At 57.8% G+C, this 13,436-nt stretch carries 16 protein-coding genes; 15 read left to right on the top strand and 1 reads right to left on the bottom strand.

The window, feature by feature from the left end:
- The first annotated feature begins 34 nt into the window (after positions 1-34).
- From IAE50_RS17865 to rlmM, 4 genes are all read left to right on the top strand, one after another.
- Positions 35-262, top strand: coding sequence for a YgdI/YgdR family lipoprotein (locus tag IAE50_RS17865; RefSeq protein ID WP_023481080.1), 228 nt, complete (start codon positions 35-37; stop codon positions 260-262).
- A gap of 352 nt (positions 263-614) precedes the next feature.
- On the top strand, positions 615-1,529 hold the full coding sequence (gene gcvA, locus IAE50_RS17860) for a glycine cleavage system transcriptional regulator GcvA (protein ID WP_023481079.1): 915 nt from the start codon (positions 615-617) through the stop codon (positions 1,527-1,529).
- Positions 1,530-1,569: 40 nt separating this feature from the next.
- Positions 1,570-1,965, top strand: coding sequence for a DUF423 domain-containing protein (locus tag IAE50_RS17855; RefSeq protein ID WP_023481135.1), 396 nt, complete (start codon positions 1,570-1,572; stop codon positions 1,963-1,965).
- Positions 1,958-3,058, top strand: coding sequence for a 23S rRNA (cytidine(2498)-2'-O)-methyltransferase RlmM (gene rlmM, locus IAE50_RS17850; protein WP_200580859.1), 1,101 nt, complete (start codon positions 1,958-1,960; stop codon positions 3,056-3,058). The genes IAE50_RS17855 and rlmM overlap by 8 nt, the downstream gene beginning before the upstream one ends.
- A 76-nt stretch (positions 3,059-3,134) precedes the next feature.
- Here the strand turns inward: rlmM and IAE50_RS17845 are convergent, their stop codons facing one another.
- On the bottom strand, positions 3,135-4,172 hold the full coding sequence (locus IAE50_RS17845) for an aminopeptidase (protein WP_042713717.1): 1,038 nt from the start codon (positions 4,170-4,172) through the stop codon (positions 3,135-3,137).
- Between the two features lie 245 nt (positions 4,173-4,417).
- Here IAE50_RS17845 and cysG point away from each other — a divergent pair, with 245 nt between their 5' ends.
- The 11 genes from cysG to IAE50_RS17790 all read left to right on the top strand — a co-directional run bounded on the left by cysG (position 4,418) and on the right by IAE50_RS17790 (position 13,338).
- Positions 4,418-5,824: a siroheme synthase CysG gene (gene cysG / locus IAE50_RS17840; RefSeq protein ID WP_200580870.1), complete on the top strand. Its 1,407-nt coding sequence runs from the start codon at positions 4,418-4,420 to the stop codon at positions 5,822-5,824.
- Positions 5,825-5,833: 9 nt separating this feature from the next.
- Positions 5,834-6,742, top strand: a complete 909-nt coding sequence (gene cysD / locus IAE50_RS17835) for a sulfate adenylyltransferase subunit CysD (RefSeq protein WP_023481127.1) — start codon at positions 5,834-5,836, stop codon at positions 6,740-6,742.
- Between the two features lie 9 nt (positions 6,743-6,751).
- Entirely contained in the window at positions 6,752-8,179 is a 1,428-nt protein-coding gene (cysN, locus tag IAE50_RS17830) for a sulfate adenylyltransferase subunit CysN (protein WP_200580858.1), read from the top strand.
- Positions 8,179-8,784, top strand: a complete 606-nt coding sequence (gene cysC / locus IAE50_RS17825) for an adenylyl-sulfate kinase (protein WP_042713713.1) — start codon at positions 8,179-8,181, stop codon at positions 8,782-8,784. The genes cysN and cysC overlap by 1 nt, the downstream gene beginning before the upstream one ends.
- 109 nt (positions 8,785-8,893) lie before the next feature.
- On the top strand, positions 8,894-9,220 hold the full coding sequence (locus IAE50_RS17820; protein ID WP_023481103.1) for a DUF3561 family protein: 327 nt from the start codon (positions 8,894-8,896) through the stop codon (positions 9,218-9,220).
- 163 nt (positions 9,221-9,383) lie between these two features.
- The gene (ftsB, locus tag IAE50_RS17815; RefSeq protein ID WP_023481120.1) at positions 9,384-9,722 is read left to right on the top strand and encodes a cell division protein FtsB; all 339 of its coding nucleotides are present in this window, start codon (positions 9,384-9,386) and stop codon (positions 9,720-9,722) included.
- An 18-nt stretch (positions 9,723-9,740) separates the two neighbouring features.
- Positions 9,741-10,451 carry a 2-C-methyl-D-erythritol 4-phosphate cytidylyltransferase gene (ispD, locus tag IAE50_RS17810; RefSeq protein WP_200580857.1) on the top strand — a complete coding sequence of 237 codons (711 nt, stop codon included), beginning with the start codon at positions 9,741-9,743 and terminating at the stop codon, positions 10,449-10,451.
- Positions 10,451-10,930: a 2-C-methyl-D-erythritol 2,4-cyclodiphosphate synthase gene (ispF, locus tag IAE50_RS17805; RefSeq protein ID WP_094421901.1), complete on the top strand. Its 480-nt coding sequence runs from the start codon at positions 10,451-10,453 to the stop codon at positions 10,928-10,930. The genes ispD and ispF overlap by 1 nt, the downstream gene beginning before the upstream one ends.
- Positions 10,927-11,976 carry a tRNA pseudouridine(13) synthase TruD gene (gene truD / locus IAE50_RS17800; RefSeq protein WP_200580856.1) on the top strand — a complete coding sequence of 350 codons (1,050 nt, stop codon included), beginning with the start codon at positions 10,927-10,929 and terminating at the stop codon, positions 11,974-11,976. The genes ispF and truD overlap by 4 nt, the downstream gene beginning before the upstream one ends.
- On the top strand, positions 11,957-12,718 hold the full coding sequence (gene surE / locus IAE50_RS17795; RefSeq protein WP_023481097.1) for a 5'/3'-nucleotidase SurE: 762 nt from the start codon (positions 11,957-11,959) through the stop codon (positions 12,716-12,718). Before truD ends, surE begins: the two co-directional genes overlap by 20 nt.
- Entirely contained in the window at positions 12,712-13,338 is a 627-nt protein-coding gene (locus IAE50_RS17790) for a protein-L-isoaspartate(D-aspartate) O-methyltransferase (RefSeq protein ID WP_023481101.1), read from the top strand. Before surE ends, IAE50_RS17790 begins: the two co-directional genes overlap by 7 nt.
- Positions 13,339-13,436 lie beyond the last annotated feature (98 nt).

The following is a 13,436-nucleotide window of genomic DNA, read 5'->3' as shown; positions in this document are numbered from 1 at the left end:
GCATTAATTGCCAGAATAAATCAAGGAGAAGAAGATGAAGAAGACTGCCGCAATTATTTCTGCTTGTACTTTAGCTTTCGCCCTGAGCGCCTGTTCCAGCCCGAACTACGCGTTGCACACCAACGATGGCCGTACAATCATTTCCGAAGGCAAGCCGAAAACTGACGACCAGACAGGAATGATTTCCTACAAAGACGCGAACGGTAATGAGCAGCAGATCAACCGTTCTGACGTGAAAGAGATGGTTGCTCTGGAGAAATAATCCAGAACGCCAGGCAAAAAAAAAGCACCGCAATTTGCGGTGCTACATTAATCACTATGGACAGACAGGGTAAATGTACAGGAAGTGAAAAAGGGGTAGCGTCGCTACCGGGGTCTGAAATGCAGACCAAATTGCAAACACAACAACACAACATCACAACCGTAAGCCAAAAGCCCTTCAGAATCTCAATTCCAAAACACTTTTCGTTCCGGCTTCAGGAAGTGGCGCCACTATAGGTATTTGCTGGTGCAACCTCAACGGACAATTTATAATGGCTCAGATAAAAAAAACTAATAGGTTAACTACTGTTTCCTGTTTGTTAAATTCAGTTTACATCTAAGCCTGATAAACCATGTCCAAGCGATTACCACCTCTTAATGCATTACGTGTTTTTGATGCCGCTGCCCGCCATTTAAGTTTCACCCGCGCGGCCGATGAGCTATTTGTGACGCAGGCCGCAGTAAGCCACCAAATCAAGTCTCTCGAGGATTTTCTCGGCCTGAAACTCTTTCGCCGCCGCAACCGTTCGCTGCTGTTAACGGAGGAGGGGCAGAGTTATTTTCAGGATATCAAAGAGATATTTTCCCAGCTCAATGAAGCCACCCGCAAATTGCAGGCGCGTAGCGCAAAGGGCGCGCTGACCGTCAGCTTGCTGCCCAGTTTCGCCATTCAGTGGCTGGTGCCGAGACTCTCCAGCTTTAACTCAGCTTATCCGGGAATCGACGTGCGCATCCAGGCGGTCGACCGCGAAGAGGACAAGCTCGCCGACGATGTTGACGTGGCGATCTTCTACGGTCGCGGCAACTGGCCGGGCCTGCGCGTGGAAAAACTCTATGCCGAATATCTGCTCCCGGTCTGCTCGCCGCTGCTGCTGACCGGCGAGAAGGCGTTAAAGACGCCGGACGATCTGGCGCGCCACACCCTGTTGCATGATGCTTCGCGCCGCGACTGGCAAACTTATACCCGTCAGTTGGGCGTTAACCTCAATGTTCAGCAGGGGCCGATCTTCAGCCACAGCTCGATGGTGCTGCAGGCGGCGATCCATGGCCAGGGCGTGGCGCTGGCGAACAACGTGATGGCGCAATCGGAGATCGAAGCGGGTCGTCTGGTCTGCCCGTTTAACGATGTGCTGGTGAGTAAAAATGCTTTTTATCTGGTTTGTCATGACAGCCAGGCAGAACTGGGTAAAATAGCGGCCTTTCGTCAGTGGATCCTGGCCAAAGCGGCAAGCGAGCAGGAGAAATTCCGTTTCCGCTACGAACAATAATTCGCGCGCGCAGGGCGCGTATGACTCTTGGGGAAGTAACATGACCAGCCGTTTTATGCTGATTTTCGCCGCAATAAGCGGTTTTATCTTTGTCGCGTTGGGCGCATTCGGCGCGCACGTGTTAAGCAAGTCACTCGGCGTCACCGAGATGAGCTGGATCCAGACCGGCCTTGAGTATCAGGCGTTCCACACCTTAGCGGTGTTCGGTCTTGCGGTGGCGATGCAGCGCCGCATCAGCATCTGGTTTTACTGGAGCAGCGTGTTCCTGGCGCTCGGCACCGTGCTGTTCAGCGGTAGTCTTTACTGCCTCGCGCTCTCCCATTTACGCCTGTGGGCGTTTGTTACCCCGGTCGGCGGCGTCTGCTTCTTAATCGGCTGGGCATTAATGTTAATTGGCGCAATTCGTCTGAAACGTAGGGGCGTTGTTCATGAATAAAGTGGTATTGCTGTGCCGCCCGGGTTTTGAGAAAGAGTGCGCAGCCGAAATTAACGATAAAGCCGGACGCCAGAACGTGTTCGGTTTCGCCCGCGTCAAAGAGAACGCGGGCTATGTCATTTTTGAGTGCTATCAGCAAGAAGATGCCGACAAACTGGCGCGCGAACTGCCGTTCAGCTCGCTGATTTTTGCCCGCCAGATGTTTGTCGTCGGGGAACTGCTGCGTGACCTGCCGCCGGACGATCGCATTACGCCGATCGTCGGCATGCTGCAGGGCGTGGTGGAGAAGGGCGGCGATCTGCGCGTTGAAGTGGCCGACACCAACGAAAGCAAAGAGCTGATGAAGTTCTGCCGTAAGTTCACCGTGCCGCTGCGCGGTGCGCTGCGTGAAGCGGGCATCCTCGCGCGCAGCGACTCGGCGACCCGCCCGGTGGTGCATATCTTCTTTATTGCCCCAGGCTGCTGCTACACCGGCTACTCCTACTCTTATAACAACTCGCCTTTCTATATGGGCATTCCGCGCCTGAAGTTCCCGTCCGATGCGCCGAGCCGCTCGACGCTGAAGCTGGAGGAGGCGTTTCACGTCTTTATTCCTGCCGATGAGTGGGACGAACGTCTGGCGAACGGCATGTATGCCGTCGACCTTGGTGCCTGCCCTGGCGGCTGGACCTACCAACTGGTGAAGCGCAACATGTGGGTCTCGTCCGTGGATAACGGCCCGATGGCGCAGAGCCTGATGGATACCGGCCAGGTGACCTGGCTGCGCGAAGATGGTTTCCGCTATCGTCCGACGCGCAGCAACATCTCCTGGATGGTGTGCGATATGGTTGAAAAACCGGCCAAAGTGGCGGCGCTGATGGCGCAGTGGTTAACAGAAGGGTGGTGTCGTGAAACCATCTTTAACCTCAAGCTGCCGATGAAGAAGCGCTATGAAGAGGTCTCCAACAATCTCGCCTATATCCAGCAGCAGCTGGATGAGCACGGCATCGCCGCGCAGATCCAGGCGCGTCAGCTCTATCACGATCGTGAAGAGGTGACGGTTCATATCCGCAGAATGTGGGCGGCAGTGGGTGGACGCAGGGACGAGCGTTAATCCTTCTAAACGGAGCGGTGCTCAAACCCTCGCGCACTGCTCCTGTTCAGATAGCCTGCAATTAAAACCTGCAGGCTTATTTTTTATTTCCCGCCCTGGCTAGCTCTTTAACCAACGGCAGCATAATCCGCATCACGTCGCGGCTGCGGTGTTCAATTCGCCCCGGCAGCGCCTTATCGATATAGAGCTGGTTATCAAGCCGCGCGCGGTGATAGCTCACGCCATCCGGAAACGCCTTCGATTTTGCCCGCTGCTGGGTGCCATCTTTATTCCCCAGAGACCAGTTGGCGGCTTCCACCGACAGCACCGGGATCATCGCATTATCAAACACCTGCGCGTCATGGCAGCAGGGGCTGCGCTTCTCCGCGCCCGCCGGGGCGCTTAACGCCTGAATGCCGTGCGAGCGGGCAATCGCCAGCGCGCGGTCGCGCGTTAGTTTGCGCACCGAGGCCGGGGTGTTTTTGCCGCTGGTAAAATAGAGTTTGTCGCCAACGATCAGGTTATTGAGGTTAATCACCAGCAGGGTGTTTTTACGCTCTTTCTCGCTCATGCGATCAAGAAAGCTCCCCGCACCAAGCTGACCCTCCTCTTCGCCGCTGGTGGCGACAAAGCGCACGGTGTACTCCGTCGGCGTCGTTTTCAGCGCCTGCGCCAGTTCAAGCATCACGCCAAGCGCCGCGGCATTGTCATCTATGCCCTGCAACGTTAAACCGCCGAGGTTGTTATCAACATCGGCATCGCTCTGCGGCGCGTAGGTATCAAGATGCGCCATCACAATAATCTGCTGCGGCACGCGCCCTTCATGGGCGGCGATCACCGAACTGCCGGTCACATTCTGCCAGCTCTGCTGATTATCTTTAGTGCTGTAGCGGTAGCGGGTTTTGAACTTACGGATATCGCTCTGATAACCCATCTGGGAAAACTGCTGCTGGAGATAGTCCGCGCTGAGCATTTCGGCCGGCGTGCCGGTCATGCGGCCGGGAAAGAGGCTGGCGATATGTCGCGCCTGTTCATTTGCCATGTCACCGGGTTGGGAAGAGCGGGCAGCAACCGGAAGGATAAAGCATACGCCGAGCGCCAGGGCAGCGGTACGGAGGCGCAATGCGGAAAACATAGTGAGTCCTTTATGCAGCAAGATTTTAAACGGGCTTAGTATGAAACTGTGACAGAGTTTGCACAATTTCATTTGTCGTTAACCATGCGAAAAATCTCACCTTAAGCACTTTTTGGTATGAGCTTTCCCAGCTCTTTATTCTTTTGCGGAACTACTCATTCCAATTCGTAATTTCATTCGTTCTAACGCGCCCCCTATAGTCCCCCTATTGCTGGCTGTGAGTGAGTTACAACGTTGTGGATTACCTGCCTCTGTTTGCTGCTGTAAAAGACCGCCCTGTTTTAGTGATTGGCGGCGGTGAAATTGCCGCGCGCAAAATCACCTTTTTGCGCCGTGCGGGCGCGCACGTACAGATAGTGGCCAGACGACTCGATCCGCAACTGCAACAGCTTGCCGATGAGCAGGCCGTTCACTGGATCGCCACGGAATTTGATGAGTCGCAGCTTGATGCGGTGTTTCTGGTGATTGCGGCAACCAATGATGCTGCGCTTAATCGCCGGGTATTTGACGGCGCCAACGCGCGCCATCGGCTGGTTAACGTGGTGGACGATCAGCCGCTCTGCTCCTTTATTTTCCCCTCTATTGTTGACCGTTCGCCGCTGATCGTCGCCATCTCCTCCGGCGGTAACGCCCCGGTGCTGGCGCGGCTGCTGCGTGAAAAGATTGAGGCGCTACTGCCGGGTAATCTCGGGCGGATGGCGGCGGTGGCCGGGCGCTGGCGCACGCGCATCAAAGCGTTTCGCCGCACCACCGACGATCGCCGTCGCTTCTGGGAAAGCGCCTTTCGCGGGCGTTTCGCCAGCCTCATGGCGGCAGGCGATGAGCCTGCGGCAGAGCGGGCGCTGGAAGCGGAGTTACAACAGCCGGGATCGGCCAGCGGCGAGATCATCCTCGTCGGTGCCGGGCCGGGCGATGCGGGCTTGCTCACCCTGCGCGGTTTGCAGGTGATCCAGCAGGCCGATGTGGTCTTTTACGACCATCTGGTGAGCGATGCGGTGCTGGAGTTAACCCGCCGCGACGCGGAGAAGATCTGCGTTGGTAAACGGGCGGGCGTGCATGCCGTGCCGCAGCACGAAACCAATCGCATGCTTGTAGAAGCGGCGCAGGAGGGGAAAACCGTGGTGCGCCTGAAAGGCGGCGATCCCTTTATCTTCGGTCGCGGTGGCGAAGAACTACAGGCGGCGGCTGAAGCGGGCATTCCGTTCCAGGTGGTGCCGGGCGTCACTGCGGCATCGGGCGCGACGGCGTATGCCGGTATTCCGCTGACGCACCGGGATTTCGCCCAGAGCGTCACCTTCGTGACCGGCCACTACAAAGCCGACAGCGCGCCGTTCGACTGGTCGCAGCTGGCGCAAAGCCGCCAGACGCTGGCGATCTATATGGGCACCATGAAAGCGGCCGAGATCAGCGCACAGCTGATTGCCCACGGCCGCGAGCGCACCACGCCGGTGGCGGTGATCTCCCGCGGCACGCGCGCCGATCAACAGATTACTACCGGCACATTAGAACAACTTGAGGAACTGGCTACAGGCGCGCCGATGCCCGCCCTGTTAGTGGTGGGTGAAGTGGTTGCGCTTCATCGCGAACTGGCCTGGTTCCAGCAAACGACAGCCACGGCGGCGTTTGACGCTTCCGTGATTAATCTGGCTTAAGGAAGGGATATGGACGAAAAACGACTCACTCACCTGCGACAACTGGAGGCGGAAAGCATCCATATCATTCGCGAAGTGGCCGCCGAGTTTGCCAATCCGGTGATGATGTACTCCATCGGCAAAGACTCCAGCGTGATGCTGCACTTGGCGCGTAAAGCCTTCTATCCGGGCACGCTGCCGTTTCCGCTGCTGCATGTCGATACCGGCTGGAAATTCCGCGAGATGTATGAATTCCGTGACCGTACCGCCAAAGCCTACGGCTGTGAGCTGCTGGTGCATAAAAACCCGGAAGGGGTGGCGATGGGTATCAACCCGTTCGTGCACGGCAGTGCGAAACACACCGACATTATGAAGACCGAAGGGCTCAAGCAGGCGCTGAACAAGTATGGTTTTGACGCCGCATTTGGCGGCGCGCGCCGTGACGAAGAGAAGTCGCGCGCCAAAGAGCGTATCTACTCCTTCCGCGACCGTTTTCACCGCTGGGACCCGAAAAACCAGCGTCCGGAGCTGTGGCATAACTACAACGGCCAGATTAACAAAGGCGAAAGCATCCGCGTTTTCCCGCTCTCCAACTGGACCGAGCTGGATATCTGGCAGTACATCTTCCTGGAAAATATTGAGATCGTGCCGCTCTATCTGGCCGCCGAGCGACCGGTACTGGAGCGCGACGGCATGCTGATGATGATCGACGATGACCGTATCGATCTGCAGCCGGGCGAAGTGATTGAAAAACGCATGGTGCGTTTCCGTACCCTCGGCTGCTGGCCGCTGACCGGCGCGGTGGAGTCCCACGCGCAGACGCTGCCGGAGATCATCGAAGAGATGCTGATCTCAACCACCAGCGAGCGTCAGGGACGCGTGATCGACCGCGACCAGGCCGGCTCGATGGAGCTGAAAAAACGCCAGGGTTATTTCTAAGGAGCCGCCATGAACACCACTATTGCACAACAAATTGCGGATGAAGGCGGCGTCGAAGCGTACCTGCATGCCCAGCAACACAAAAGCCTGCTGCGTTTTCTTACCTGCGGCAGCGTCGATGACGGCAAGAGCACGCTGATCGGCCGCCTGCTGCACGACACTCGCCAGATCTACGAAGATCAGCTCTCAACGCTGCACAATGACAGCAAACGTCACGGCACCCAGGGCGAGAAACTCGATCTTGCGCTGCTGGTGGATGGCCTGCAGGCCGAGCGCGAGCAGGGCATTACCATTGACGTGGCGTATCGTTACTTCTCCACCGAGAAGCGCAAATTTATTATTGCCGACACGCCGGGGCATGAGCAGTACACCCGCAATATGGCGACCGGTGCCTCCACCTGCGATCTGGCGATCCTGCTGATCGATGCGCGCAAAGGCGTGCTGGATCAGACCCGCCGCCACAGCTTTATCTCCACGCTGCTTGGCATCAAACACCTGGTGGTGGCGGTGAACAAGATGGATCTGGTGGAGTTCAGCGAAGCGACCTTCGATTCTATTCGCCAGGATTACCTCACTTTTGCGGAGCAGTTGCCGGGCGATCTCGATATCCGCTTTGTCCCGCTCTCAGCGCTGGAGGGCGACAACGTTGCCAGCCAGAGCGACAAAATGGCGTGGTACAGCGGCCCGACGCTGCTGGAGATGCTCGAAACCGTTGAAATCAAACGCGTGGTAGAGAGCCAGCCGATGCGCTTCCCGGTGCAGTATGTTAACCGTCCGAACCTCGATTTCCGCGGTTTCTCCGGCACGCTGGCCTCCGGCGTGGTCAAGGTCGGGCAGCGCATCAAAGTGCTGCCGTCGGGCGTGGAGTCAACCATCGCACGTATCGTGACCTTTGATGGCGATCTGCAGGAAGCGGGCGCGGGCGAAGCGATTACCCTCGTGCTGAAAGATGAGATTGATATCAGCCGCGGCGATCTGATCCTCGATGCGCAGGAGACACTGCCGTCGGTGCAGCGCGCCTCGCTGGATGTGGTGTGGATGGCAGAGCAGCCGTTGCAGGCGGGCCAGAGTTTTGAGGTCAAAGTAGCGGGCAAGAAAACCCGCGCGCGCATCGACGCCGTGCAGTACCAGGTGGATATCAACAACCTGAACCAGCGCGAAGTGGAAAGCCTGCCGCTGAACGGTATCGGGCTGGTTGACGTCACCTTTGATGAGCCGCTGACCCTCGATCCTTATCAGCAGAACCCGGTGACCGGCGGGATGATCTTTATCGATCGCCTGAGCAACGTCACCGTTGGCGCAGGCATGGTGCGTGAAGTGCACACCGATACGCAGGTTGTGCCGTCGGAGTTCAGCGCCTTTGAACTGGAGCTGAACCAGCTGGTGCGTAAACACTTCCCGCACTGGGGCGCGCGCGATCTGCTGGGAGGCAAATAATGGCGCAGCATGACGAAAACGTCGTCTGGCATGCCCATCCGGTAACGCCGCAGCAGCGCGAACAGCTCCACGGTCACCGTGGGGTTGTGCTCTGGTTTACCGGGCTTTCCGGCTCCGGTAAATCGACCGTGGCGGGGGCGCTGGAAGAGGCGCTACACCGCGCGGGCGTCAGCACCTATCTGCTTGATGGCGATAACGTGCGCCACGGCCTGTGCAGCGATTTAGGCTTTAGCGACGCGGATCGTAAAGAGAACATTCGCCGGGTCGGCGAAGTGGCGAAGCTGATGGTTGAATCGGGGCTGGTGGTATTGACCGCCTTTATCTCGCCCCATCGCGCCGAGCGGCAGATGGTGCGTGAACGCCTCGGCGAGGGGCGCTTTATTGAGGTGTTTGTCGATACGCCACTGGCGATTTGCGAAGCGCGCGATCCGAAGGGGTTATACAAGAAAGCCCGCGCCGGTGAGCTGCGTAATTTCACCGGCATTGATTCGGTATACGAAGCGCCAGAAGCGGCGGAAGTGCACCTCGATGGCGAACAATTGGTAACAAATTTGGTCAGCCAATTATTAGACCTGCTGCGGCAGGAAGATATTATCAGATCCTGAGACGGTACTGGCGATACACCCACTCTTCAGGCTTTAGCGAGTTTGCTTTTCGCGCCGTCTGAACAGGTGTGTATCGCGTTTACCGGTCGTGCAGGCAACAGGATCAGATATGCGTAACAGTCATAACATTACCCTCCCGCGGTCATCGTCTCTTCCCCCGACCGCCGACGAACCCACATGGTCGCTTCCGGGTGCCATCGTGGGTTTTGTCGCATGGCTGCTGGCGCTGGCAATCCCTTTTCTTTTATACGGCTCCAACACGCTCTTTTTTCTTCTCTATACCTGGCCCTTTTTTCTCGCCCTGATGCCGGTCTCGGTGGTGGTGGGAATTGCCCTGCACTCGCTGCTCGACGGTAGACTGCGTTACAGCTGTGTGGCGACGCTGCTCAGCGTGGCGGCGATGTTTGGCCTCCTTTTCCTCTGGCTGGTGGGCTAAGGCGCGCCATACTTCAAGGTGTAACGCCTGTTAAGGCAATGTGTCCGGGTTCGGATTGCTCAACATTTATGATAAAGTCTGGCGCTTGCGCGGTATCACCCGGCCCCGAAGTGGAGTCTGACGAAAAGTTATGGGATGATGATGCCGTTTTTCAGGGGGCAGGATGGGTAAATTAACGCTGCTTTTGCTGGCTTTGCTGGTCTGGCTGCAATACTCGCTGTGGTTCGGCAAAAATGGTCTGCATGACTACGGCCGCGTCAGCGAAGATGTGGCGGCTCAGCAGGCGACAAACGCAAAACTAAAAGCGCGCAACGATCAGCTGTTTGCCGAAATTGACGATCTCAATGGCGGCCAGGAAGCGATCGAGGAGCGTGCTCGTAATGAGCTGACAATGACAAAACCGGGCGAAACCTTCTATCGTCTGGTGCCGGACGCGTCAAAGCGCGCGGCGGGCTCAGCGCAGAACACACAAAACACGCAGAATACGCAAACTAGACCATAAACAGTCCCGGGTTAACGAATGGCAACACTCATTCCGGACGTCTGTGCCGTGGTGCCGGCCGCCGGATTCGGCCGCCGCATGCAAACGGAATGTCCAAAGCAGTATCTCTCCATCGGCGATAAAACCATCCTTGAGCACGCGGTCGCCGCGCTGCTCGCCCACCCGTGCGTCAGCCGGGTGATTATTGCCGTCAGCGCGGGCGATGAACGCTTCGCGCAGCTTCCTCTTGCCAACCATCCGCAGATTACGGTGGTAAACGGCGGCGCGGAACGTGCCGACTCGGTGCTGGCAGGCCTGAAGGCCGCTGCCGGTGCGCAGTGGGTGCTGGTGCATGACGCCGCACGCCCCTGCCTGCACCAGGACGATCTCAACCGGCTGCTCGCCCTGCGTGAGACCAGCCGGGTTGGGGGGATCCTCGCCGCGCCGGTGCGTGACACCATGAAACGCGCCGAGCCGGGCCAAACCGCTATCACACACACCGTTGAGCGCAATGATCTATGGCACGCCCTGACGCCGCAGTTTTTCCCGCTGGCGTTACTCCACGACTGCTTAACCCGCGCGTTAGATGAAGGCGCTACCATCACCGATGAAGCCTCGGCGCTGGAGTATTGCGGCTATCATCCCGAGCTGGTCGCCGGGCGTGCGGATAATATTAAAGTGACCCGACCCGAAGATTTACGACTCGCAGAATTTTATCTGACCCATGCAGACCTTCAGGAGAAAGCATAATGCGCATTGGACACGGTTTTGACGTACACGCCTTTGGCGGCGCTGGCCCGATTATTATTGGCGGCGTGCGCATTCCCTATGAACAGGGGCTGCTGGCGCACTCCGACGGCGATGTCGCCCTGCATGCGTTAACCGATGCGCTGCTCGGCGCTGCGGCGCTGGGGGATATTGGTAAGCTCTTCCCGGATACCGACGCGGCTTTTAAAGGCGCAGACAGCCGCGAGCTGCTGCGCGAAGCGTGGCGACGCATTCAGGCCAAAGGCTATACGCTTGGCAACGTGGATGTGACCATCATTGCGCAGGCACCGAAAATGTTGCCGCATATTCCGCAGATGCGCGTCTTTATCGCCGAAGATCTCGGTTGCCATATGGATGACGTCAACGTCAAAGCCACCACGACCGAGAAGCTCGGTTTCACCGGGCGCGGCGAAGGCATTGCTTGTGAAGCGGTGGCGCTGTTAGTGAAGGCGGCGAAATGACGGAATTTGATAATCTCACCTTCCTGCACGGTAAGCCTGGCGGCAATGGCATCCTGAAGGCCAGCCCGGAGGATTTCGTCGTGGTAGAGGATCTGGGCTTCGAGCCAGACGGCGAAGGTGAGCATATTCTGGTACGAATTCTGAAAAATGGCTGCAATACGCGTTTTGTTGCTGACGCTTTAGCGAAATTCCTTAAAATTCATGTGCGTGAAGTGAGCTTTGCCGGTCAAAAAGATAAGCATGCCGTAACGGAACAGTGGCTTTGTGCCCGCGTACCGGGTAATGGTATGCCGGATCTCAGCCAGTTCACGCTCGAAGGCTGCAAAGTGCTGGAGTATGCCCGCCATAAACGCAAACTGCGTCTCGGCGCGCTGAAAGGCAACGCCTTTACGCTGGTGCTGCGGGAGGTGAGTGACCGCGCAGAGGTTGAATCACGCTTAAAGGCTATCGCAGAACAGGGCGTACCCAACTATTTTGGCGCACAGCGTTTTGGCATTGGCGGTAGCAACCTGCAAGGCGCGCTGCGCTGGGCGCAAAGCGATGCGCCGGTTCGCGATCGTAACAAACGCAGTTTTTGGTTGTCCGCCGCGCGCAGCGCGTTGTTTAATCAGGTGGTCAGCGAGCGGCTGAAGAGACCAGACTTCAATCAGGTTGTTGTCGGCGATGCGCTACAATTAGCGGGTCGCGGCAGCTGGTTCGTGGCGACCACTGAGGAGCGCGACGAGTTACAGGCGCGTGTCGATGCGAAAGCACTGATGATTACCGCGCCGCTGCCAGGGCGCGGCGAGTGGGGAACACAGGACGCGGCGCTGGAGTTTGAGCAGCAGGCAGTTGCTGATGCGCCAGAGTTACAGACGCTGCTGGTGAGAGAAAAAGTGGACGCTGCGCGCCGTGCGATGTTGCTCTATCCGCAGGCGCTCAGCTGGAACTGGTGGGATGACGCCACCGTCGAGGTACGTTTCTGGCTACCGGCGGGGAGTTTTGCCACCAGTGTGGTCAGGGAACTTATCAACACATCGGGTGATTATGCGAATATTGCTGAGTAACGATGACGGGATCCACGCGCCGGGTATCCAGACGCTGGCCCGTGCTCTTAGGGAGTTTGCCGACGTTCAGGTCGTGGCTCCCGATCGTAACCGCAGCGGTGCGTCTAATTCGCTGACGCTCGAATCTTCGCTTCGTACTTTTACCTTCGATAACGGCGACATCGCCGTGCAGATGGGCACGCCGACGGACTGCGTCTTTCTCGGCGTGAACGCATTAATGCGCCCGCGCCCGGATGTGGTGGTTTCAGGCATCAACGCCGGGCCGAACCTCGGCGATGATGTTATTTACTCCGGCACCGTTGCTGCCGCGATGGAGGGCCGTCATCTCGGCTTTCCGGCGCTCGCCGTCTCTCTTAATGGTCACACCCACTATGAAACCGCCGCTGCGGTCACCTGCGCCATCCTGCGTGGGCTGAGCCGCGAGCCGCTGCGCACCGGGCGCATTTTGAATATCAACGTCCCGGATCTGCCGCTGAGTGAGATCAAGGGCATTCGCGTGACGCGCTGCGGCAGCCGCCATCCTGCTGACCAGGTGATCCCGCAGCAGGATCCGCGCGGCAACACCCTCTACTGGATTGGCCCGCCGGGGGAGAAGTGCGATGCCGGTCCCGATACCGACTTCGCCGCCGTTGATGAGGGTTATGTTTCCGTTACGCCGCTGCACGTAGATTTGACCGCCTACAGTGCACAAGAGGTGGTATCAGGTTGGTTGGATCGCGCTGGGGTGAATACGCAATGGTAAGCAAACGCATCCAGGATCTTCTCAATCAGCTACGCGCGCAGGGCATCAAAGATGAACAGGTGCTTGAGGCGCTGTCGCGGGTGCCGCGCGAGAAATTTATCGATGAGGCGTTTGAACACAAAGCGTGGGAAAACGTCGCCCTGCCGATTGGTCAGGGGCAAACCATCTCCCAACCCTATATGGTCGCGCGCATGACCGAGCTGCTTGAGCTGACGCCCGATTCGCGCGTGCTGGAGATTGGCACCGGTTCCGGTTACCAGACGGCGATCCTCGCGCATCTGGTGCACCATGTCTGCTCCGTTGAGCGGATTAAAGGGCTGCAATGGCAGGCGCGCCGCCGCCTCAAGCAGCTCGATCTGCACAATGTCTCCACGCGTCACGGTGATGGCTGGCAAGGATGGCAAGCACGCGCGCCATTTGACGCTATTATTGTGACAGCCGCTCCGCCTGAAATTCCCGCCGCGCTGATGTCGCAGCTGGATGACGGCGGCATTCTCGTTTTGCCCGTGGGCGACGAACTCCAGCAGTTGAAGCGGGTTCGTCGGCGGGGAAGCGAATTTATTATCGATACCGTTGAAGCCGTGCGCTTTGTTCCGCTGGTACGCGGTGAGTTGGCCTGAGTTACAGATTTATCCTGGGTATTTCGGGCCATAACAGCGTATTGTGGGCAAATTTGCCGTCGAGCTTCGCGGTTATCTTTAAGTCATTGGTAATTTAC

This window comes from Kosakonia sp. S42, assembly GCF_016624785.1.
Lineage (GTDB): Bacteria > Pseudomonadota > Gammaproteobacteria > Enterobacterales > Enterobacteriaceae > Kosakonia > Kosakonia cowanii.
The sequence above is the reverse complement of the archived record's forward strand: the minus strand, read 5'-3'. Positions and strand labels throughout refer to the sequence as shown.

Coding starts and splice junctions, on each gene's coding strand:
- gcvA (WP_023481079.1), top strand. CDS start 615: ATGTCCAAGCGATTACCACCTCTTAATGCATTACGTGTTTTTGATGCC.
- ispD (WP_200580857.1), top strand. CDS start 9,741: ATGGCAACACTCATTCCGGACGTCTGTGCCGTGGTGCCGGCCGCCGGA.
- cysC (WP_042713713.1), top strand. CDS start 8,179: ATGGCGCAGCATGACGAAAACGTCGTCTGGCATGCCCATCCGGTAACG.
- truD (WP_200580856.1), top strand. CDS start 10,927: ATGACGGAATTTGATAATCTCACCTTCCTGCACGGTAAGCCTGGCGGC.
- surE (WP_023481097.1), top strand. CDS start 11,957: ATGCGAATATTGCTGAGTAACGATGACGGGATCCACGCGCCGGGTATC.
- IAE50_RS17790 (WP_023481101.1), top strand. CDS start 12,712: ATGGTAAGCAAACGCATCCAGGATCTTCTCAATCAGCTACGCGCGCAG.
- IAE50_RS17845 (WP_042713717.1), bottom strand. CDS start 4,172: ATGTTTTCCGCATTGCGCCTCCGTACCGCTGCCCTGGCGCTCGGCGTA.
- rlmM (WP_200580859.1), top strand. CDS start 1,958: ATGAATAAAGTGGTATTGCTGTGCCGCCCGGGTTTTGAGAAAGAGTGC.
- IAE50_RS17820 (WP_023481103.1), top strand. CDS start 8,894: ATGCGTAACAGTCATAACATTACCCTCCCGCGGTCATCGTCTCTTCCC.
- IAE50_RS17865 (WP_023481080.1), top strand. CDS start 35: ATGAAGAAGACTGCCGCAATTATTTCTGCTTGTACTTTAGCTTTCGCC.
- ispF (WP_094421901.1), top strand. CDS start 10,451: ATGCGCATTGGACACGGTTTTGACGTACACGCCTTTGGCGGCGCTGGC.
- ftsB (WP_023481120.1), top strand. CDS start 9,384: ATGGGTAAATTAACGCTGCTTTTGCTGGCTTTGCTGGTCTGGCTGCAA.
- cysD (WP_023481127.1), top strand. CDS start 5,834: ATGGACGAAAAACGACTCACTCACCTGCGACAACTGGAGGCGGAAAGC.
- IAE50_RS17855 (WP_023481135.1), top strand. CDS start 1,570: ATGACCAGCCGTTTTATGCTGATTTTCGCCGCAATAAGCGGTTTTATC.
- cysN (WP_200580858.1), top strand. CDS start 6,752: ATGAACACCACTATTGCACAACAAATTGCGGATGAAGGCGGCGTCGAA.